The sequence below is a fragment of the Mycobacterium sp. 852002-51961_SCH5331710 genome (assembly GCF_001665535.1).
Lineage (GTDB): Bacteria > Actinomycetota > Actinomycetes > Mycobacteriales > Mycobacteriaceae > Mycobacterium.
Map to the genome: position 1 here is coordinate 1 of NZ_LZSQ01000009.1, position 19,668 is coordinate 19,668.

Here is a 19,668-nt window from a genome sequence, read left to right on the forward strand (position 1 = left end):
GTAAGAAACTGCAGGATGCCGACTACCGCGGCGGCGGAGGCGGGGGCGGGCAATGCTGCCCCGGCGGGCAGGGCGGCGGCGGTTGGGCGGCTGCGGTGCCCATCGCGAAGATGGGTCCAAGCAACGCCATTCCGGCGCATGCCGCCACGATCGCGATACGACGGGGCGAAACGGATCGAGTTGTGGAACTCATGGATTCCTTTCTTGTAGAGGTCCGTCGACGCCATCGCGTCGACCCCTCCACGTTGCCATGGTGCCGGCGCAGTTCGACCGAAAAAGTGCCCTCGAAGGCTTATCGGTCTTCTAGCAAGGTCATAGGGATCTGCTGTGGTTGGTCACACTCGAATTACATTCGTGCATAGTGTCTTACGACACATCGACTGCGGGCCTGCGGCAGGCTGGACGCACCCGCACCGCACTGTGTGTTCGCACGGTCATCGGGGTTCGGCCGTGCGGTCGTCGTGCTCATATCTCGCACACAGGTTCTGCACAGACCATCGAAAGGGAGCCGCACGAGAATCGGCGGGTGTACAACACAGGTGAAGCCATCCAATCTGCGCCCGGTGCGCCGGCTCCTGATCGGATCACCCGCTCTGATGGCACGCCGATCGAAGTGCTCGTAGTCGACGACGAGCCGGCGCTGAGCGACCTGCTGTCGATGGTGTTGCGCTATGAGGGCTGGACCGTCACCACTGCCGCGGACGGCGCGGGCGCCATCCGGCAGGCGGCGGCGGGCGCACACGACATCGTCGTCCTCGACGTCATGCTGCCGGATATGAGCGGTCTCGACGTCCTCCAGGAGTTGCACCGGATTCGGCCGGAGCTGCCTGTGTTGCTTCTCACTGCGAAGGACACCGTGGAGGACCGCATCGCCGGACTCGCAGCCGGCGGCGATGACTATGTCACCAAACCTTTCAGCATCGAGGAGATGATTCTTCGCCTGCGTGCGCTCGTCAAACGGTCAGGGCGTAGTGTCGTCGGCGGTGGCAGCCAGCTGGTGGTCGGTGACCTCGTTCTGGACGAGGACAGCTACGAGGTCACCCGGGCTGGAGAAACCATCAACCTCACCGCAACGGAGTTCGCAGTGTTGCGTTTGCTCATGCTCAATCCTCGCAGGGTGCTCACGAAATCGCAGATCTTGCAACATGTCTGGGACTATGACTTTGACGGGCGATCAAATGTGGTGGAGCTCTACATCTCGTATCTGCGCAAGAAGGTCGACGCACAGCGACCGTCCATGATTCACACCGTCCGGGGCGTCGGTTATGTCATCAAACCGCAGTAGCGGAGGCTCCGTGGTGCGTGTCCTGCGGCCGCGTACCTGGCCACTTCGCCTGCGCCTGCTCGGAGCGGTCGCGGCACTCGGCATCGGTTTGTGCGTCGCCGTGAGCACCGGCACGCTCGTGGCGATGCAGACGTACCTCATCAACCAACTCGACGGACAGGTGTCCGAGGCTAAGTCTCGCTCTCGTACCTTCTTCGAGATGGGGCAGCCACCGTTTGTCCGTTTCACCGGCCCGGGTCCGCTTTTCCTCGACGGACCGGGGCAGTCCGTGGGAACGGTCGGGGCGGTCGAATCCGGCAATGTCGTCACCGAGGCGGCGTTCATCACCGCGAGCGGAAACCGGGAAGCACTCAACGAGACAGCGAGGCGTCAGCTTGCTGAGGTCCCCATCGCCCGGACATCCAGCATCGAACTCGACGGTGTCGGCCGTTACCGAGTGACAGCCGAGCGCATCGACGCCGACACAGTGATCATCTCGGGTCTGCCGCTGGCCGGCGCCGAGGAGACTCTTACGTCTGCCGCATGGATAATCGGCGGCTTCTCCCTGCTGGCGTTGACGGGCACCGTGGCAGTGGGCACGTTGATTATCCGGCGCGAGCTCGTGCCCCTGTCGCGGATGTCCCTCGCCGCCGAGAACGTTGCACGACTTCCGCTGGATCGAGGGGAAGTACGTTTGCCGACTCCGATCGAACCTGTCGACGATTCTGTGGCACATACAGAGGTGGGCCGGCTCGGGACCGCTTTCAACCTGATGGTCGACCGTGTCGCCGAAGGCCTCACGGCGCGGCACGCCAGCGAGATGCGAGTGCGGCAATTCGTCGCCGATGCGAGCCATGAGCTGCGGACACCGCTGGCGTCGATACAGGGCTACACCGAGTTCGCCCAGCGTCTTGTCGATGACAGTGCCGGCGCATCCAACCTGCGCAGTCGTGACGATCTTGCCCACGCCCTGAGTAGGGTGAGTGCGGAATCACGGCGCATGGGTCATCTGGTCGACGACATGCTGCTGCTCGCCCGCCTCGATGCGGGTCGGCCGCTCGAGCGTGACGATGTAGACCTGTCCGAGTTGGTCGTCGACGCGGTGAGCGATGCCCACATCGCCGGGCCGGACCACCGTTGGGGTCTTGAGGTTCCCGACGAGCCGGTCACTGTCATCGGGGACCGGTCACGGCTGCAGCAGGCCCTGGCCAACCTTCTGTCCAACGCTCGGGTGCACACCCCGTCGGGAACGAGGATCGTGACGTCTCTGGCGGATCACCACGACGGTACCGTCACCATGTGCGTTGCCGACGACGGGCCAGGAATTCCGGATTCCCTGCGGCCGAACGTTTTCGAGCGGTTCGCAAGGGGCGACGGTTCGCGGTCCAGGTCGTCGGGCAGTACCGGCCTCGGATTGGCGATCACCCGGGCAGTGGTCAAGGCGCACAACGGGATAATCACTGTCGAGAGTTCCCCGGCCGGCACTGCCTTCCGCATGGAGCTTCCTGCGCGCCCGGACGTCAGCCGTCGAGACCTCCCAACTGATTGAGCCATCCGCCGTTGGCGAACTGGGTGAACATCGACGGACAGTATGTCGTCACGGCGATCGAGGTGAAGAGTGCCGCCATGTCGGGGGATATCGTGTTGCTGTCATTGACTTTCGTTGCTGCCCGCGCGAAGTTGCTGCCTGGTTCCTTGAGTACCGAGCACACCGTCTGCCCCAGCGACGATGCGGCATTCGGATCCGAGAAGGACACGCCGGCGTTGTTCAACGTATTCAGGAAGGCGTCAGTAGTCGGGTCTGCGTGGGCTGCCGGGGCGGAGATCGCGCTCGCGATCGTCAAAGCGGCCGCGTACAGCAGAACTCGTTGCGATGTGCCGAGTTTCGTGCGGGTCGAAGCGTTCATTGTGTCTCCTCGAGATGAGTGGATGGTAGGTCCACAACACTGACACCTCAAGATCACCGAACGGCATCCAGGTGATAACCACTCGACTTCTGTCGTGCCCCCAAAAGTGTTGCTAGACAGTCTGTTTCTGCGTCTACGCACGAAGAGGACCGGTGGGCAGGACCCAAGGGAGGAGAGGCACCCTGCCTACCGGCTGATGCGTCACTGAATTGCGGAGACCGGGCGACGCCTGATCAGCATGTCGCCACGACCTATCAATTTCGTGGGAAAAGAATGTGTGCCGCTTATCAACGAGTGCGGGGCCGACGCGGCCGCTGACAGTCCCACCGCGTCTCGTCGGAGGCTGACACCGTCAGGAGACAGTCACCCGCGATCGCCGAGGGTTGTCGGTTCGCCGACCACATGGACCGTTATCAGGTGGGCATGAGTCGCATCGGTGAAAGCCTCTACCAGGTGCGGAAAGTCATCGGAGGAAACGGCGGCGAGCACCGTGGCGATCCCCGGTCTGGTGTCCGCCATCGTGACCGATACGCAGGTCGTAAGCGCGGTACTTGTGTGGGTGTTCATTCATAGGTTTTACATAGGTTCAACCCACGAACCACCCATTCCCGACGGCAAAGATTGAGCCATGAGGCAAGCAACGGTGGTGCCGACGACGATCTCTCCGATGTTTCCGCGACCCAATGCGCTCGCGATGGCGGCCTCGAAGGGTGTTCCCGTGGTTGACATCGTCGTTCCCGTCTACAACGAGCAGACCGCTCTGGAGGGCTCGATCCGGCGGTTGCACCGGTATGTGACCGAAGCGTTGCCCTATACCGCCCGCATCACCATCGCCGACAACGCCAGCGTGGACGATACGCCACGCGTCGCGGCGCAACTGGCCGCCGAACTCGTCGACGTGCGCGTGGTGCGACTCGAACAGAAGGGCCGCGGTCGCGCACTGCACACCGTGTGGTCGGCGTCGGACAGCCCGGTCCTCGCGTACATGACGTCGACCTGTCCACCGACCTTGCCGCGTTGGAGCCGCTGCTCGCGCCTCTTGTCTCCGGACACTCCGACCTGGCCATCGGCACCCGCCTGGCCAGGGGTGCGCGCGTCGTGCGTGGCGCGAAGCGGGAGGTGATCTCGCGCTGCTACAACATGATCCTGCGCTCGACCCTGGCGGCGAAGTTCTCGGACGCCCAGTGCGGATTCAAGGCGATTCGCGGTGACATCGCGGCGCGCTTGCTGCCGCACGTCGTCGACACCGGTTGGTTCTTCGACACCGAACTCCTGATCATCGCGGAGCGCTCGGGTCTCCGGATCCATGAAGTGCCGGTCGACTGGGTGGACGATCCGGACAGCCGCGTCGACATCGTCGCGACGGCGACAGCAGATCTCAAGGGAATCGCGAGACTCGCCCGAGGATTCGCGACCGGCGCCATCCCGGTGCGGGAGATCGCCGCCCAATTGGGCTCGGCCCGCGCTGCGGCCCCACATAACCTGCTCCGCCAGGTGGTGCGGTTCGGGACCGTCGGCGTCGTATCCACCGCGGCATACCTGTTCCTCTTCAGCGCGTTACACGCGAGCGTCGGCGCGCAAGCCGCAAATCTCGTCGCCCTGTTGATCACCGCGATCGCCAACACGGCCGCCAACCGACGTTTCACCTTCGGCGTCCGCGGCGCTGCGGGTGCGGCGCGTCACCACGCCGAAGGGCTGGCCGTCTTCGCGCTTGCGCTCGCCCTGACCAGTGGATCGCTGGCCTCGATGCATGCTCTTATACCCGAGACCCCGCACTGGCTGGAGGTCGGCGTCCTCATCGTCGCGAACCTGACGGCGACCGCGCTGCGGTTCACCCTCCTTCGCGGATGGGTATTCCACCCCAATCGGGCCTGACCCACACCCATCACTCGATTTCAACGCTCAACCGAGAGGATCTTCCATGCCCGCGTTAGCGGACAGGTCCACGAAAGATCATGCGGCTGTCGACCGGTCCGGTCACACGCCTCAACCGCTCTGGGCGAGAATCGCTTTGTTCGGGCTGCTGCTCGCGACCGGAGTGTTCTGGACCATCGGGTTGAGTCGCAACGGTTGGGCCAACGCCTTCTACTCGGCGGCAGTGCAGGCCGGATCGAAGAGCTGGAAGGCTTTCCTGTTCGGCTCTTCGGATGCGGCCAACGCGATCACCGTTGACAAGCCACCGGCTGCGCTCTGGCCGATGGAGCTCTCCACGCGGATCTTCGGTGTCAACACGTGGTCGATTCAGCTGCCACAGGTGTTGCTCGGCGTCGCGGCGGTAGCGCTACTCTACGCGATCGTGGCGAGGCGGTTCGGCCCCGCGGCCGGTTTGCTGGCGGGAGCGATCCTCGCCGTCACGCCGGTGGCCACGCTGATGTTCAGGTACAACAATCCCGACGCCATGCTCGTCTTCCTCATGGTCGCAGCGGTGTGGGCCATCTTGCGTGCCGTCGAGGACGGCCGCACCCGCTGGCTGGTGTTGTGCGGCGCACTGCTCGGATTCGGTTTCCTGGCAAAACAATTACAGGTGATGCTCGTCGTTCCGGGGCTCGCCCTGACGTACCTCGTTGCGGGTCGGCCGCGGCTGCGTGTGCGGCTCGCTCAGTTGTTGGCGGGCCTGGGGGCTATGGTGCTGGCCGCCGGATGGTGGGTACTGCTGGTCGAGATCTGGCCGAAGGGCAGCCGCCCGTACATCGGTGGTTCGGAGACCAACAGCTTCCTCGACCTCACTTTCGGATACAACGGGCTGGGCCGTCTGACGGGCGGCGACACCAACTTCCCCTCGGGTGGACCCGGCCCGGGCGGTCCGCCAGGCCCGGGCGGCCCCGGCGGTGGCTTCTCACCGTTCGGCCACGCCGGCATCGGGCGGATGTTCACCGGTGAGGCAGGAGGCCAGATTTCATGGCTCCTTCCGGCGGCGCTTGTCCTCCTCGTTACCGGCCTGGTCCTGTGCGGTCGTCGAACTCGCATGGACGCCGATCGCGCACAGTACCTGGCGTGGGGTGGTTGGCTCGTCGGTACCGCGGGTGTGTTCAGTTTCATGAGCGGCCTCTTCCACGACTACTACACCGTTGCGCTCGCGCCGGCAGTTGCCGCACTGGTCGGCATCGGAGCTGTCGACCTGTGGCGTCGGCGCGAGAAGCCGTCGGCGCTCGTCGTGTTGGCTGCGATCACGGCGGGCACCGGCTATTGGTCCTGGGCGTTGCTCGGCCGTACTCCCGATTTCGTGCCATGGTTGCGCTGGGTCGTGCCCGGCGCCGCCATTGCCGCAGCGTTGGGCCTGCTGGTCGCGGCGGTTGTGCCGACAGTGGTCGTCAACCGCAGGGCCGATTTCCGCGTCTGGGCGGGTGCGTTGGCCATGGCGGCTGCGCTGGCCGGTCCGGTCGCGTATTCCGTCCACACGGTAAGCACGTCGCACACCGGCGGCGTCGTCACGGCTGGTCCCCAGATCCCTGGAGTCGGTATGTCGCGCATGCCGTCGGCGGGCGGTGACGGCCACGACGCCTCCGTTCCCGGACAGCCCCGAACTCAGGTATCAGACGCGATTGTGCAAAGCCTGAGTGAGGATGCGCAGTCCTACACCTGGGCAGCGGCGGTGCCGGGGTCGACGGAGGCCGGCTACTACCAGCTCGCATCGGATCAGCCGGTGATGGCGCTCGGCGGATTCGGGTCGGGAGACCCGGCACCGACTCTGGAACAGTTCCAGGACTACGTCGCCGATGGGCGCATTCACTATTACATTCCCTCGACCGGACTCGGGCTGCCCGCGATGCCGTCGGGCGATTCGGGCGGGCCGGCGCTGAAGCCGCCCGAGTTGAGCGGGACCAGCGAGGCTGAACGCATCGGCGAGTGGGTGACCGAGCACTACACCGGCACGGAAGTCGATGGCGTGACGATCTACGACCTCACCCGGCCGGCGACGTCGCCGAACTGACCGACGCGGAACCGCCGCTGCATCTGAGCAACTCTGGTGAATCCGACCGGGGCGCATCTGCGCCTCTGCCGCCGAGACCAGGACAGGCCCGTATCACTCAAAGCGATACGGGCCTGTCCCGGTCAGCTGATCACGGGCAGAATTGCAGGAATCCCAGCGGTCCCGAGATGCATGGCTGATTCCAGCCGCCGCCCCACCCGATCGGTGCCGGGGACGGAGGAGGCGGCGCACCCCAACCCGGACCGCCACCCCACGCTCCACCCGGGCCGGGTCCCGGACCGCCACCCCATGGCCCACCCGGACCGATCGGCCCAGGCCCCGGAGGGAAGGGGCCGGGACCCCACCCGGGGCCTTGCGCCGCCAGCCCGCCAAGGCCTGGCGGCGCGGCGTTGGCAGCGGCGGTCCCGACGGCGAACAGGGACATCCCGAGAGACCCCGCGAGGACGGCACCCGCGGCGGCTCGTGTGACTCGATTCATGGCACTCCTGAAGTCAGACAGACGGACAGCAATGTGGCTTCAACCTGCCCTCGACTCAATCCAAAGTGGTCGACGGAGAACAGAAGACGAGAATCTGCTCCGGCTCCCGCATCGACGCTACGCGGGAAGTGTGGGGATCAGCTGTCGATAGCGTATGAATGGTCGTCCGGTCGGGTTCGCTGGGTGACCCCCTTCTTTGGAGGCGGCGACACACGAACCCTCGACGAGATCGCACGCGTGTATCGCGAAGGAAAGAGCGGGTTTCGACCCGATACCCCCGCTCTTTCGTGCCGAGCGGCGCTATCCGGAGCGCGCTGCGTTCAGCGTCGCGATCCGCTCGGAGATGAACGTGCGCATGGTGTTGGCCGCATCATCGAGAGACTGCTGCGTGAGCCCGTCGGTCACCGGCACCCGGGACACGATGTCGTCGAGAAGTGCGTATGCGTGGTCGTCCCCGTACATCTCGTCGTACAGCCGCCAGTACACGTCGTGGTACTGCCGCATCAGCGATTCTGAGGCGAGGAAACGTGTCTTCAGCGGGTTCTCGATGTTCGGCCGGTCGCCGCCCGCACCGGGAGGGGGCTCCATGCGGAGCTTGTCGCCGCCGGGCAGACCCATCTCGACTTCGGTACCCGGCTGGGTGTCGGCACCACCGTTCATCGCCAGGTTGAGATCCCACGACACCACGGTGAACTTCTCGGTGTCGAGGTCGTACCAGAGGTAATAGTTCTGGCCTGGCCCTCCCATGTCGTCGGCGTTGCCGAGGAGGTTCTGCGTGGCGAGGTACTCGGCGAGCGCCGCGGTGTCGACCCAATCCGACAGGTGCGTGTCGAACTCCTGCTGATCCGCTCCGTCGATCCACTTCACGAAGTTGATGATCGGCTGCAGGTTGCCGTCGTCGGTGGCGTTTATCTGCTTGAACTGGTCGGCGTACGCGGACTGGTCGTCGCCGGCGTAGGTCAGCCGCGAGTTCGCGTCGGCCTTGTACAGGTAACCGTCGGAGACGAACAACGAATTCGCGTACATGTCATCAGGATGCTCGAGAAGCAAGCGCGTCGCGGTGTCTCCGGCGATGGTGTACGTGGCGTAGGTGTACCGTTGCGTCGGCTGCCCGGTGGCCGCTGTCAGCGACAAGGCCATCGCCTCGTTCAGCACCGGAGAACCGGGCCGCACCGACAGTTCGGTCAAACCCTGATACCCACGACCGTCTGCGTTCTCGTCGAAGCTGATCAGCAGCGGCAGCGACGTCGGATCTTCGGCCGAAGCGGACGCCATCCCCCCGGGCAGCGCCATTCCCTCCGGCGGAGCGCCCATGGGCCCCTTGCCATCCGGTCCGCCGCCACCACCCGGTCCGGCGTGGTGGCCGCGAAGCCCTCCGAGGGTCGAATTGCCCTTGAGCCGAACCGCCGCATCGTTGATGAGCGCTCCGTCGATCGTGATGTCAGCGGTGACCCACTTCTTCTCCCCATCTTTCTGGAACGCTTCGATCATCTGGCGGTACTCGGCGTCGGTGATGTCTATTGTGAGCGAGTGCGATACCGAGTCGTCGAACAGATCGACCTCGCCGACGATGTTGTCGGTTATCTCCGACTTGATGAACCTGACCTCGCCCGTAATGTACGGCCTGATGCTGGTCTGTCCGAGCGCCGCAATCAAGCCGAGGACGACGGCCACCAACACCGCGACCAGCTTCCAGTGCTGGCGTACCGGAACGGGAACGCGATGTGCCAGCCGCCGCTTGGGCGCCGGGGCAGTGGAATTCGCCGTCCTCATCAGATGTCGGTCTGGTCATACCCGGTCAGCACGGTCACCCGCTGCCCGGTGTTGACATCGCTGAGCGCGGCGATCAGCTCACCAGACTTCCTGCCCTTCTTCAGCTGTGCGGTGTAGTACAGCTCGTTGAGTGCACCGGATCTCGCGGACTCCGTGGAAACCAATTCGAACTCGGAGCAGTAGGAGATCAGCACATCCTCGACGCGAGCGGTGTACTCCGGCTCCGGCGGCACCTGAACCTTCACGACCTGACGCTGCACGTCGAGCTTGAACCAGTTGAAGCGGTACATGATCACCAGGACCAGGCAGATCACGACCGTTGCGGCGACCGCCAGCAGATAGAACCGGGTCCCGGTCGTCATACCGACGGCCATCGCCAGGAAGATGAAGCCGACGTCACGGGTTTCCTTGATGGCATTGCGGAATCGGATGACCGAGAGCGCACCGACGAGTGCAAAGGCGCGGGCGATGTTGGAGCCGACGACCAGCATGATCACCGAGATGACCATGCACACCAGAACCAGCGTCTGCACGTAGGACTGGCTGTAGGAGACATTCTTGTGCGTGTAGCGGTACACCCAGCCGATGATCGTCGCGAGTACGAACGACAACGCCAGGGAGGCGGCGACGTCGAAGACAGTGAACGTACCGCTGAGGTCCTGTAGGTCGATGGTCATGGGTTTCTGTCCTTTCAGAGGTACGAGTGCGCCGTTCTACTTCGCCGCCGAGACGAGTTCGGCGAAGGCGTCCGCTGGGCCGTGGTCTCGAGCGCTGTGGGAGATCAGTTCGGGTGGGCCCATCCGCGAGCGGGGCGCCATACCGAAGGCCTGCACGGACTGGCAGTACTTGGACACCCGGATCACTGACATGTCCAGGCGTGCAGTGAGATCGGTGACCCAGTAGGGCACCCGCTCGTTGGCCTTGATCTCTACGATCGCGAGCTTGGGAGGGATGATGAAGCGGTTCTGTGCACCCGAGGCGAAGTGGAAGTCGCGGTCCCGCCCGTGCACCTTGTGGTCGATGGTCACCCGGAGACCCAGGTCGGTTCCATGGCCGACGAACGCTTCACGTAGGTATCCGGTGGTGACGATGGGACGCAGATCGAGGTTACCGACCAGCGCCGTAACTTCGTCGACGAAGCCGCGCGAATGGTCGCCCGTGAGCGGCTCGCGCACGTCGAGCCAGCTGCGCGCGGTGCCATAGGGGAGTTCGATTCGGCGCTTCTGGGTGACGCGGTTCACCCGCTGCTTGATCTCGATCTGGACGGGTGTGTCGTCAGTGCACTCTTCGGGCCGACCGTAGAGCCGCATGCGCAATTTGCGGCGGAACCGCAGCCCTTCGATCTTCTCCCAGTAGAACCGCAGATCGGATGTGTCGTAGTACAACGACGTGACGGGGTAGCCGCCATGCGGTGAGTATGGGTCGCTGGACATGTGACCGGCGAGTTGCGCGCGCAGTTCCGGGACCTTGAACTCGTCGAGGAGATACTTGATCTCGTACCGGTTGAAGGAGTGCATGCGGCTTGCCGTCTGCTGGTATCCGGTCGGACGGGTCGGCATGTCCTCGAGTCGACCCTGGGTCGTGGGCTTTTCGAGCCTCCGCCAGATGCGCTTCACAGCCGCACGTCCTCTCGTTCTTGTGCACCATGCGTTCACTCAGACAATCAGGTGTTTTTATGAGTGCCCTTTGACTCAGATAACCGGTCGATATCAACGAACCGGGATGATCGGCGTCTCGCCGGCGTCGATGGGGTTGTCGGGCGCTCTCATCGGTGGCCAGGAATTCTCTGTCGGAGGCCACATTTCGAGAACACTCGAACCGCGGTCGTCATGGTCGTCGTCGTCATCACCCGCCCGGGCCGTGCCGCTGAGGCCGAGTGCCACCGCGAGGGCCAACAGGAATGCCGGCACGATGTGCTTCACGCGGTTCACAACGGGAGAACCTCGCCGTAGACGTTCAAACTGTCGTCGGATACATCGGTGCTCATCTGCGCCGAGGCGAACAACCGGGCTGTGACAGCGCCGCCGCACTCATCGACCTGGATGTGCGCGTCTCGGATGTAGATGGTCGCCAGCCGTCCCTTGAGCGGCTTGGTGCCGAACCCTACGGCCTCTATGCCACCAGAATGCAACGTCGTTCCGACGTCCGGCCCGACGCCGAGCACGAAGTCGTCGTCGAACAAGTCGGTGTCGAAGTCGACGCCGAGGTCCAGTCCCTCACTCAAGTCGGCTTGGCAGCCGAGTTGCGCGCCGACGACGATCTGCCCGGAATTCACAGCAGAGCTGCCATCGCCCTCGATAGTGAGTGTGACGCGTCCACTGAGGAAGCCCTCCCTCGACAGCGGGGCGGCCGCCATGTTCGGCACGACGTTGATGCGGGCTTCGGTCATTGAAAGCGTCATCTGCCAGCCGTCCACGGTCGTGGTGGACTGCACGACGTCGGGGATGACGACCTGCTCGGCATGCGCCACGGCGGCGGTGCCGCCGATCGCGGACGTGAAGGTCAGGCCTGCGCAACCGAGCGCCCGTACGGTCATAGCCTGCATGTTCATTGAATCCCTCGACTCGTGCCGGACGTCCCTTCGACACCCGGCGTTCGCTTCGGGGGCAGCATGCCCGGCGAAGATGGGTCTTTCCTGTGCTCGACGTGGGAGCGACATTTCGCGCGCTGGTCACGGCGGCGCAGCCCGTTGACCGGGTTTCCGTCACAACGGACGCGCTGCGCCGGTCGCGGCTTGCCATCCTGAGTGGCATTTCTCCAGGGCAACGCAAGCCGACCGACGCGGCGACCGCCGACTCGCCGAGTAACGTGCCAGAACCCGCAGGTCCACCGCCCGGCTGGGAAGGCCCTCACGGCCCCAGCCCGGAACCCAGAACCCCAGCTCGCACGCTGCACGGCCGATCCGTCACCTCCAACGGTAAAGGCGGATTCGTCACCAAACTCACCCAGACCGGAGCGGTCATCGCAACCACCGACGGCACGCTGGCCGTTCGCGGCGACGACGGCTACACCCAGACCTACACGCTCGACGCCGACACCCGCACACCCCGACAAGCGCTCCAAACAGGACAACAGGTTTCCGTCCGCGCGACCTCCACGAACGGCACAGCGACAGCGGACCTCATCGCACCCATCAATTGGGCCGAAGCCGCGGCCGCCGAGCCGAGGGAACCCGGGCGCGCGGTGCTCGGAGTCAGCGCTGAGGCGGCGCCGGGGCTAACGACTGACAGGCCGCGATCGCCTTGTCCCACACACCCTTATCGACACCGGGCGGCGCCGGCGGCGTTCCGCCGGGACCGCCCTGAGGGGCACCCGAGGGCGGCGGCCCGCTCGGCGAACCGGGGCCGCCCGGTCCACCCTGCGGAGCGGAAACACCGTTCCGGGAAAGGCAATTACTGAACGGGTCAGAGGCACCACCCGGCGCAGCCTGGACGACAGGTGCACCCACTGCACCACCAATCACACCGGCCGCCACAACACCCACGCCCGCGCGCCTCAACCGGGTCACCACACTCATCAATTTGCCTTTCGTTGCCGTTGTTGGACGACCCCGAACCTAGGTATGCGAAGTGGGTGTCCCATAGCCACCAGCTATGCCTCAGCTGTGAAAGTGACTGACTCGCTGTGTTTCTCAGTCGATGGCCGACCGGCCTGTCCGCTCGACGGTCCGAGTTTAGTTCTGCCGCTCATCCGCTCCGCGTTGTCGACCAACCGGCCCCCAGCGGGCCACTCCTAAATTGGACTGGTTCTGTGGACAGGGCTCAGCGTCATAACCTGCCGCCTGTAATTCTGGGGGACTATCGCCTTCTCTTAGGACGTGAACAACGATCAACTACAGGTCGCGTACGTGACCATCCGTGAACTGATGCAGAGAGAACCCGGTTCGCAGCGCATTCCGGCGTTCCTAGTCGCGAGCCGTTGTGGTGGACACTTTTTCAGATCGGGCACTCAAGTAGTGAGACCAGTCGCGTTGCGCGATCCGGCACCACTGGCTGGCGGTGCTGATGTGAAGCCCAAGCAGTTCGGCCAAGACAGGTGCGGGTAGGTCCTGGGCCAACGTGAGCAGCGCCCCGTTGCGGTTGACTCTGACGTAGATACCGGCTTCGTTGAGTCGCCGTGTTAGCGATCCCGCGGAGATGTGCGACCCAATACGTTGGGGACTTGGAAAAAGATATTGGGGTCCATCGCGGCGGGAGACACTTGGGCGCGCCGCAATGGCAAGTTTGGTGGTCAAGACAGCGACTGTGGGTGGGAGCAGGACGGGATGCGTTGCCAGTGCGAGGAAGGACTTGCTGTTCACGTTGGACAGATCATCAACCGTCAAGCTGCAGATGCCGGTGACCGTGACGCCATAGAGAAGGACCAGAAGGCCTGCTACCCGCACTTCCGTAGTGAGCGAACACGTTTCACTCAGTAGTTCCTGTATCGTGCCCAATTGATGTTCCGAGTCGGGAAAGTGAGAAGGCTCCGGGTGTGGTCGCTGATGGACCTCCAAGGCGTCAGTGATTCGCTGATTATTCAGCCACGCAATGAATCCGACAATTGCTGAAACCCGACAACCACTGTCTTCAAGCCAAACCTCGAGGAGAGACTGACTGAGCGCGTGGAGCGGAACCTGTTGTATTTGAAGCCATTCGAGAAGCCCAATGGCAGCGTTGATCTTCGATCTATCGCGCTCGGCGCTGCCGAAGGTGTATGCCCGACGGACGGCGCGCCGGCGTGCTTGACGCAACACACTCCACTGCGAATATGGGCCGATGACTTTCGCTTGGTGCGCCGACAAGGTGCTCAACAGGGAGGCAAGCCACGGCTCGATTCGTTCGAGTGGTTCTACCCGCTTGGGCAGCATACCCGCGTACACCATCATGTGGCGCAGGTGGTGGAGGGAATTGGACGGTGGCAGCTGGTCTAGGTCGGCGTGTGTCGGCGCCCTGCCGAGAGCGGCCAGTTGGCGAAGCAGGCCGGCAGGACGGGGTCGCGACATCCACCGGAGTGATGACCGCGCATTCTTCTCCACAGAGATGGTTTCGATCAGTGGCAAGAATTCGGCGTTGAGTCCTGTTGGCCCCGAGAGCAGCTCGCGTGAGCGGCGGTGCGCAGAGCATGGCAAGCACGTTCCGCCGTAGTACTGTAGTCCTGGCCGGCCGCAATCGGCGCAAACGTAATCCACTACTACCCCAGCACAGGGTCCGCAGATACGAACGCCTGCTGAGGTCTGGCCGATCAATACCTTGATGAGGCCGCATTGAGCGCAGGGTGCTGGATTCGCCATGACCCGTCGGTGACATCGTCGGCACACGGGCCCCACCGGCCACATCGCCTTCGCAGGGCGAAGTTGAGCGCAATGCCAACACTGGTGTGTGGGCTCAACGCGGCAGCGACGGCAACGATCCTCGCCATCTCCACGGCCCCTCACCACGATGATCGACACGGCGCCGCAAATGCCGCAAGGCCGCTTCGGATGCTGATGACGTTCATAACAACGCTGGCAGAGGTATTCGTCGCCACGTTTACCGACCTTCGCCTGCGCAAGGCGTCCGCAATTGCTGCACACTCGTTGAGGTCGCGGATTACATGCCCAGCAGAGCGCTCGACCTTCAACGTTGCGGGTACTCGGCGGACGCTGCTTGCCGCAACCTGCGCAGTCCTCCACCTTCTCCTCGTTATAGCAGCGGCGGCAAATAGTGCCCTCTGCCCGTCTAGCGGTGGGAAACCCAGGCAGACCGCAACGTCCGCACGCTGTCAAACGTTCTCGGGTCAAACACCATTCGCAGCAACGGCCCTCGGGCGTGAGCCGAGGAAGTTCAAGCCCTGATTCACCACACCGCGCGCAAATCGGCTGTACGACTTGGTGACCAGCCGCACGCATACTCGCTGCGAGCCGAACCAGAACGCGCGGACAATGCGCGTCTGGTGAAGTGAAAGCGTCCGGATGCGCCTTTAGGTGCTCATCGAGCACCCGCGCACCTTGCGGGCTCCAGGCGTTCGCTGCCCTTAACAGCTCGGTGAGGTGTTCATCGGTGGCAGCGCCTATGTGATCGCGAAGGTGATCGAAGAGACGGGCCTTCACATCGGTCATCGTGTCGGGATATATCCGACGCACGCGCGGTCGCCTTGCAGTCACAAGGATTCCGGACGGCGAATACTTGTGCGCCTCGACACTGGCCTACCCGATTTGCCACCAATAGCTTTGCGCTCCTGCTGGTATACGACGATGGGTTCTATCAGGTCGTTCGGTGAGCAGTCGAGTATGTCGCACAGTGCTACTAGAACATCCATACTCATTCGCTGAGGCGCTTGGGCGGCCAGACGGTACACTTGTTCCCGAGACAACACGACACCACGCTCGGCCAATCGGGGAACCAAATCCGAAGTGTGGAACATGTTGTGCTCAGCCATTTTCCGTCGCAAATGCCACTCGTATCCCATCTTCTTGTTCACGCTCCGCTCCAATTCTCGCCCAGACGTTTCCTCATGGAGCGCATCAGCAACTGGTTCCGGTAGTCGTTTGAAACGCCCGTATAGACAGCAGTTGTCGATGCAAAACTATGGCCGGCCTGCTCCTGAACGAAACGCTCCGGATAGTCGAACTCAATAAGGTGGGTCACATACGAGTGACGCAGACAATGTAGATCCAGCGACTTGTCCAAGCCGGCGCGGTCCCGCGCAGTGACGAAAGCCTCGTTGACGGCCCGCGGCGAGAGCCGGCTCACCCGCTCAGTTACCCATAGCGCCGGGAACGTCTTCGGCACCAAAGTGGGACGCACTTCACTCAGGTAATGATCCAACGCCTCGACCACCCAATCCATCTCAGGGACTGTCAGAACACTTCGCCGCTTTGGCGGACTTCCCTTCGAGGCCTTGCCCCAACGCACCGACACCAGCCCAAACCGGCCATACTCGGGAGCCTTGGCATTGCTGCGGAGATCCACGAGATCAATCCCGCATAACTCGGTTCGCCGTAGTCCATAGGCATAGCAAAACTTGAGCATCGCGGAGTCACGTAGCGCCGACGTCGCACCCTTGCGGCCCTGGGCACGTTTGGTATCGACACGTGTGTCAGCCGCATCAAAAAGCGCTTGAACCTCGTCGTAGCTCAGAGGACGGCGCCGGGGGTCGCCCTCATACTCAAGAACGTGAGGCGTCGTGTTGTGTTCGTGGAAAACAACTTCGGGCCTCTGGCCGAAGCGCTCGGCACAAATATCAGACCATCCATACCGGCGGTCCACGAGATACTCACAAAACAATCGCAACTCCGTCGCATAGTTTCGCGCCGTAGAGACGGCGACCCGTTCCGACCCTGACCGTAGATCACTGATCCACGCCTCAGCTTCCGCAGCGCTCCACTGCCACGGATACAGCCCCGTGAACGACGCGAACCTCTTCGCCAGGCGGAGGCGTGGGGCGATGGTGCCCGTCTCGCTGAAGAATCTACTGCGTTGCTGTCGCGCCCACCCTTCCAACATCGCCCGGAACACCGTTGCCTCTTCATCAAGGGGCACCACATTGGCCGCCAACACCAGGAGTGCAGAACCGGGAACGTCACTCGTCACTCATCTGTTGTATCAGATGCATCATTGATGCGTTAGGGTTGACCGCGCCCGACGGACCTGCAAAGATAACGGCCTCGCTGCTACCCTCCAAAGCGGTGAGCCCGCGCCCACCGCGTCCTCACCTGGCTACGCAATGTTGCACTTACTGCAATAATTCCCATTTGACCTCGTCGGGCTCCTTATCGGGCCGCAACCCGCGCCAACTCGGCTGGCGCAGACGGTTATCCGAGGTACGTTCGCTGTAGCGCACCTCGCCGACGAGATCAGGACGCACGAACGTCACCCCCTTCGCGTCCGGGCGAGGGAGTCGCTCGTTGAACGGGCTCTCGTCGGTCTCCAGCGGCTTGAGGGTCTTCTTGAGCTCGGCGAGAGCTTTGTCGGTGAAGCCGGTTCCGACTCGGCCGACGAACTGAAGCCCACCCTCGGCCGGAATACCGAGGATCAGCGAGCCGATACCGCTCGAACGCCCGCCCTCACCCTGCCGCCAGCCGCCGATCACGACCTCCTGGGTGTTCCACACCTTGTCCTTGATCCAAGCCTTCGATCGCCGGCCGGGCTGATAGGTCGAGTCGAGTTTCTTGGCGACCACACCCTCCCACCGCTTCTTGCGCGCGTACTCCATCGCCTCGGGGCCATCGCCGGGTAACACGTCGGGGACGATCAAACCTCCACCCTCGGCGAGCGCCTCGAGCAGCTTGCGGCGGTCGGAATACCTGGCGCGCAACAGCGACCGGCCGTCGAGGTAAAGGATGTCGAAGGCCCAGAATTCCACGCGGGTGGAGCGCGCACGGTTCTGCATCTCCGAAAAGCTCGGCGCCCCGGACTCGTCGAGTGCAACGGCCTCACCGTCGAGAATGACGTGGTGGTCGGCGAGGTCGGCTGCCACGGCCTCGAACTGAGAAAACTCACCGGTGACGTCGCGGCCCCGCCGGGACCGGACGGTGAGCCTGCCCCGGTCCGCGTCGATGATCACGCGGTAACCGTCCCATTTGCCTTCGAACGCCCACTGGCTCGCCTTGAGCTTCGCGACCGAACCCTCGGTCGACAGCATCGGCGCGAGATCGCCCGACTGCGGCCGCTTCTGGTCCTTCATCCGGTGCGCGAGCCAGTTCTTGCCGTCGGTCTGGATCAGCGCGTAGCGGCCGTCGATCTTCTTGCCGCGCAGGTTGATGATGACCTCGCCGCCGTCCTTCGAACTGTCCGGTCGCACGTCGTTGAACTTCTCGGCCTCGTAGGTGCCGCTGTCCCAAATGATCATCTTGCCGCCGCCGTACTCGCCTTTGGGGATCTCGCCGTGGAAGGTGAGGTACTCCAGCGGGTGGTCTTCGGTGTGGACGGCGAGGTGGTTGACGGACGGGGTGTCGGGCAGGTTCTTCGGCACCGCCCAACTGACCAGCACGCCGTCACGTTCGAGCCGAAGGTCGTAGTGCAGTCGACGGGCGTGATGCTCCTGGATGACGAACTTGTCGTTGTTGCCGGTCTTGGGCGGCTTGTTGGGCACCGGCTCAGGGGTTTTCGACGCGTCGCGCATGCTGCGATACGTGGTCAGTCGGTCCGGTACGGGTACCGCCTCGTCGAGCGGCGCGAGCAGGTCGCCCATCTCCTGCACGCGATCGAGCACTTCGCCGAAATTGAGGTGGCGCAACTTCGGATCCTCGATCTCGTCCCAGGTGCGCGGCGCAGCGACGGTCGGATGTTCGCGTCCCCGAAGCGAATACGGCGCGATCGTCGTCTTGGATCCGTTGTTCTGGCTCCAGTCGACGAAGACCTTGCCGGTGCGCACGCTTTTGGTCATCGTCGCGGTCACCCGTTGGGGCATCGTCTTCTCGAGCTGCTGGGCGACCCTCCGCGCGAGCACCGATGCGCCCTGGGAGCTGATCGGCTCGTCGAGCGGCACGTACAGGTGTAACCCCTTGCTGCCGCTTGTGAGCGGGTAGGTGGTCAGGCCGATGTCGGTGATGAGGTCGCGCACTTCGTGGGCGACCTCGCAGAGCTGGCGAAACTTGACGCCCTCGCCGGGATCGAGATCGAACACGATGCGGGTGGCGGGGCCGGGGGCCGGCGGCCCGTCGTCCTTAAGAACGAACCGCCACTGCGGAACGTGCACCTCGAGCGCGGCCTGTTGCGCGATCCACGCGAGGCCCTCGGCGGTGTCGATCAACGGGTAGGTCGTCGTACCGGAGCGGTGGGTGACCGACGCTCGGTCCAGCCAGTCGGGCGCCGAGGAGGCGAGTTGTTTTTCGAAGAACGACGACTCCTCGACGCCGTTGGGCCAGCGCTTACGGGTGACGGCGCGGCCCGCGATGTGCGGGATCATCGCCTCGGCGATGCCGACGTAGTAGTCGAACACCTCGGCTTTGGTAGTACCCGTCGCCGGGTACAGCACCTTGTCCGGGTTGGTCAGCCTCACCCGGCCGAATCGATCCACAATGTGAACGTATACCCGCTGCTACGTTGGATCCGTGACGAGAATCCTCGCGGCGGTCCTGATCGCGGTGGCCGGCTTGCTGGCGGCGCCGCAGGCGGCCGCGGATCCGCAGGACCTCGTGCCCTACTGCTCGGGCGATCAGACGCCGATGGACAACAACTGCCGGCCGATGGCCCATCAGGAATTCACCCACTCGCCAGGTGGGTTCGACCCGAATCTGCCGAGCGGCCTCGACCCGGGCAACCCGGCGATCGCCGGCTAGCTGTTCTGACCTGACAGGTTAGGTACACGGCTGGCCGGTGGTTGACCTTTGAGTGCGGTGTGGCCGCGGTGG

At 63.8% G+C, this 19,668-nt stretch carries 16 protein-coding genes and 1 pseudogene; 5 read left to right on the forward strand and 12 right to left on the reverse strand.

Annotated elements, in window-relative coordinates; genetic code table 11:
• Positions 1-227: hypothetical protein (locus A5752_RS27845; RefSeq protein ID WP_231983300.1), on the reverse strand; the 227-nt coding region annotated here is incomplete at its 3' end.
• 356 nt (positions 228-583) lie between these two features.
• On the opposite strand from A5752_RS27845, the gene A5752_RS02055 reads away from it, so the two are divergent.
• Together A5752_RS02055 and A5752_RS02060 are read left to right on the forward strand one after the other, a co-directional pair.
• A complete protein-coding gene (locus A5752_RS02055; protein ID WP_067081307.1) occupies positions 584-1,285 on the forward strand; it encodes a response regulator transcription factor in 702 nt (233 codons plus the stop codon).
• 10 nt (positions 1,286-1,295) lie between these two features.
• The gene (locus A5752_RS02060; RefSeq protein WP_231983301.1) at positions 1,296-2,813 is read left to right on the forward strand and encodes a sensor histidine kinase; all 1,518 of its coding nucleotides are present in this window, start codon (positions 1,296-1,298) and stop codon (positions 2,811-2,813) included.
• On the opposite strand, the gene A5752_RS26920 is transcribed toward A5752_RS02060, so the two are convergent.
• Both A5752_RS26920 and A5752_RS02070 read right to left on the reverse strand, forming a co-directional pair.
• The gene (locus A5752_RS26920) at positions 2,785-3,171 is read right to left on the reverse strand and encodes a DUF732 domain-containing protein (RefSeq protein ID WP_082963701.1); all 387 of its coding nucleotides are present in this window, start codon (positions 3,169-3,171) and stop codon (positions 2,785-2,787) included. The two genes, A5752_RS02060 and A5752_RS26920, sit on opposite strands and share 29 nt — an antisense overlap.
• A gap of 363 nt (positions 3,172-3,534) precedes the next feature.
• A complete protein-coding gene (locus A5752_RS02070) occupies positions 3,535-3,738 on the reverse strand; it encodes a hypothetical protein (RefSeq protein ID WP_067081285.1) in 204 nt (67 codons plus the stop codon).
• A 100-nt stretch (positions 3,739-3,838) separates the two neighbouring features.
• Here A5752_RS02070 and A5752_RS02075 point away from each other — a divergent pair.
• Positions 3,839-5,046, forward strand: a pseudogene (locus A5752_RS02075) (bifunctional glycosyltransferase family 2/GtrA family protein).
• A 46-nt stretch (positions 5,047-5,092) separates the two neighbouring features.
• The gene (locus tag A5752_RS02080) at positions 5,093-7,102 is read left to right on the forward strand and encodes an ArnT family glycosyltransferase (RefSeq protein ID WP_082963702.1); all 2,010 of its coding nucleotides are present in this window, start codon (positions 5,093-5,095) and stop codon (positions 7,100-7,102) included.
• 778 nt (positions 7,103-7,880) lie between these two features.
• On the opposite strand, the gene A5752_RS02085 is transcribed toward A5752_RS02080, so the two are convergent.
• The 9 genes from A5752_RS02085 to A5752_RS02115 all read right to left on the reverse strand — a co-directional run bounded on the left by A5752_RS02085 (position 7,881) and on the right by A5752_RS02115 (position 19,337).
• Positions 7,881-9,353, reverse strand: coding sequence for a CotH kinase family protein (locus A5752_RS02085; protein ID WP_067081288.1), 1,473 nt, complete (start codon positions 9,351-9,353; stop codon positions 7,881-7,883).
• Positions 9,353-10,030 carry a DUF4956 domain-containing protein gene (locus tag A5752_RS02090; protein WP_067081292.1) on the reverse strand — a complete coding sequence of 226 codons (678 nt, stop codon included), beginning with the start codon at positions 10,028-10,030 and terminating at the stop codon, positions 9,353-9,355. Before A5752_RS02090 ends, A5752_RS02085 begins: the two co-directional genes overlap by 1 nt.
• Before the next feature lie 36 nt (positions 10,031-10,066).
• Positions 10,067-10,912, reverse strand: coding sequence for a polyphosphate polymerase domain-containing protein (locus A5752_RS02095; RefSeq protein ID WP_067081312.1), 846 nt, complete (start codon positions 10,910-10,912; stop codon positions 10,067-10,069).
• A gap of 150 nt (positions 10,913-11,062) precedes the next feature.
• Positions 11,063-11,284 (reverse strand): hypothetical protein, encoded by a 222-nt coding sequence (locus A5752_RS02100; protein ID WP_067081295.1) that lies wholly within the window; start codon positions 11,282-11,284, stop codon positions 11,063-11,065.
• Positions 11,281-11,889, reverse strand: a complete 609-nt coding sequence (locus A5752_RS02105; protein WP_067081328.1) for an MspA family porin — start codon at positions 11,887-11,889, stop codon at positions 11,281-11,283. Before A5752_RS02105 ends, A5752_RS02100 begins: the two co-directional genes overlap by 4 nt.
• A gap of 1,368 nt (positions 11,890-13,257) precedes the next feature.
• Complete coding sequence (locus A5752_RS27355; protein ID WP_231983303.1) at positions 13,258-14,220, reverse strand: site-specific integrase; 963 nt, start codon at positions 14,218-14,220, stop codon at positions 13,258-13,260.
• A gap of 1,253 nt (positions 14,221-15,473) precedes the next feature.
• Entirely contained in the window at positions 15,474-15,794 is a 321-nt protein-coding gene (locus tag A5752_RS26925; protein ID WP_082963703.1) for a helix-turn-helix domain-containing protein, read from the reverse strand.
• Complete coding sequence (locus tag A5752_RS02110) at positions 15,791-16,873, reverse strand: tyrosine-type recombinase/integrase (RefSeq protein ID WP_067081298.1); 1,083 nt, start codon at positions 16,871-16,873, stop codon at positions 15,791-15,793. The genes A5752_RS26925 and A5752_RS02110 overlap by 4 nt, the downstream gene beginning before the upstream one ends.
• 175 nt (positions 16,874-17,048) lie before the next feature.
• Positions 17,049-19,337, reverse strand: coding sequence for an ATP-dependent DNA ligase (locus A5752_RS02115; RefSeq protein WP_067081301.1), 2,289 nt, complete (start codon positions 19,335-19,337; stop codon positions 17,049-17,051).
• 31 nt (positions 19,338-19,368) lie between these two features.
• On the opposite strand from A5752_RS02115, the gene A5752_RS02120 reads away from it, so the two are divergent.
• On the forward strand, positions 19,369-19,596 hold the full coding sequence (locus A5752_RS02120) for a hypothetical protein (protein ID WP_067081304.1): 228 nt from the start codon (positions 19,369-19,371) through the stop codon (positions 19,594-19,596).
• Positions 19,597-19,668 lie beyond the last annotated feature (72 nt).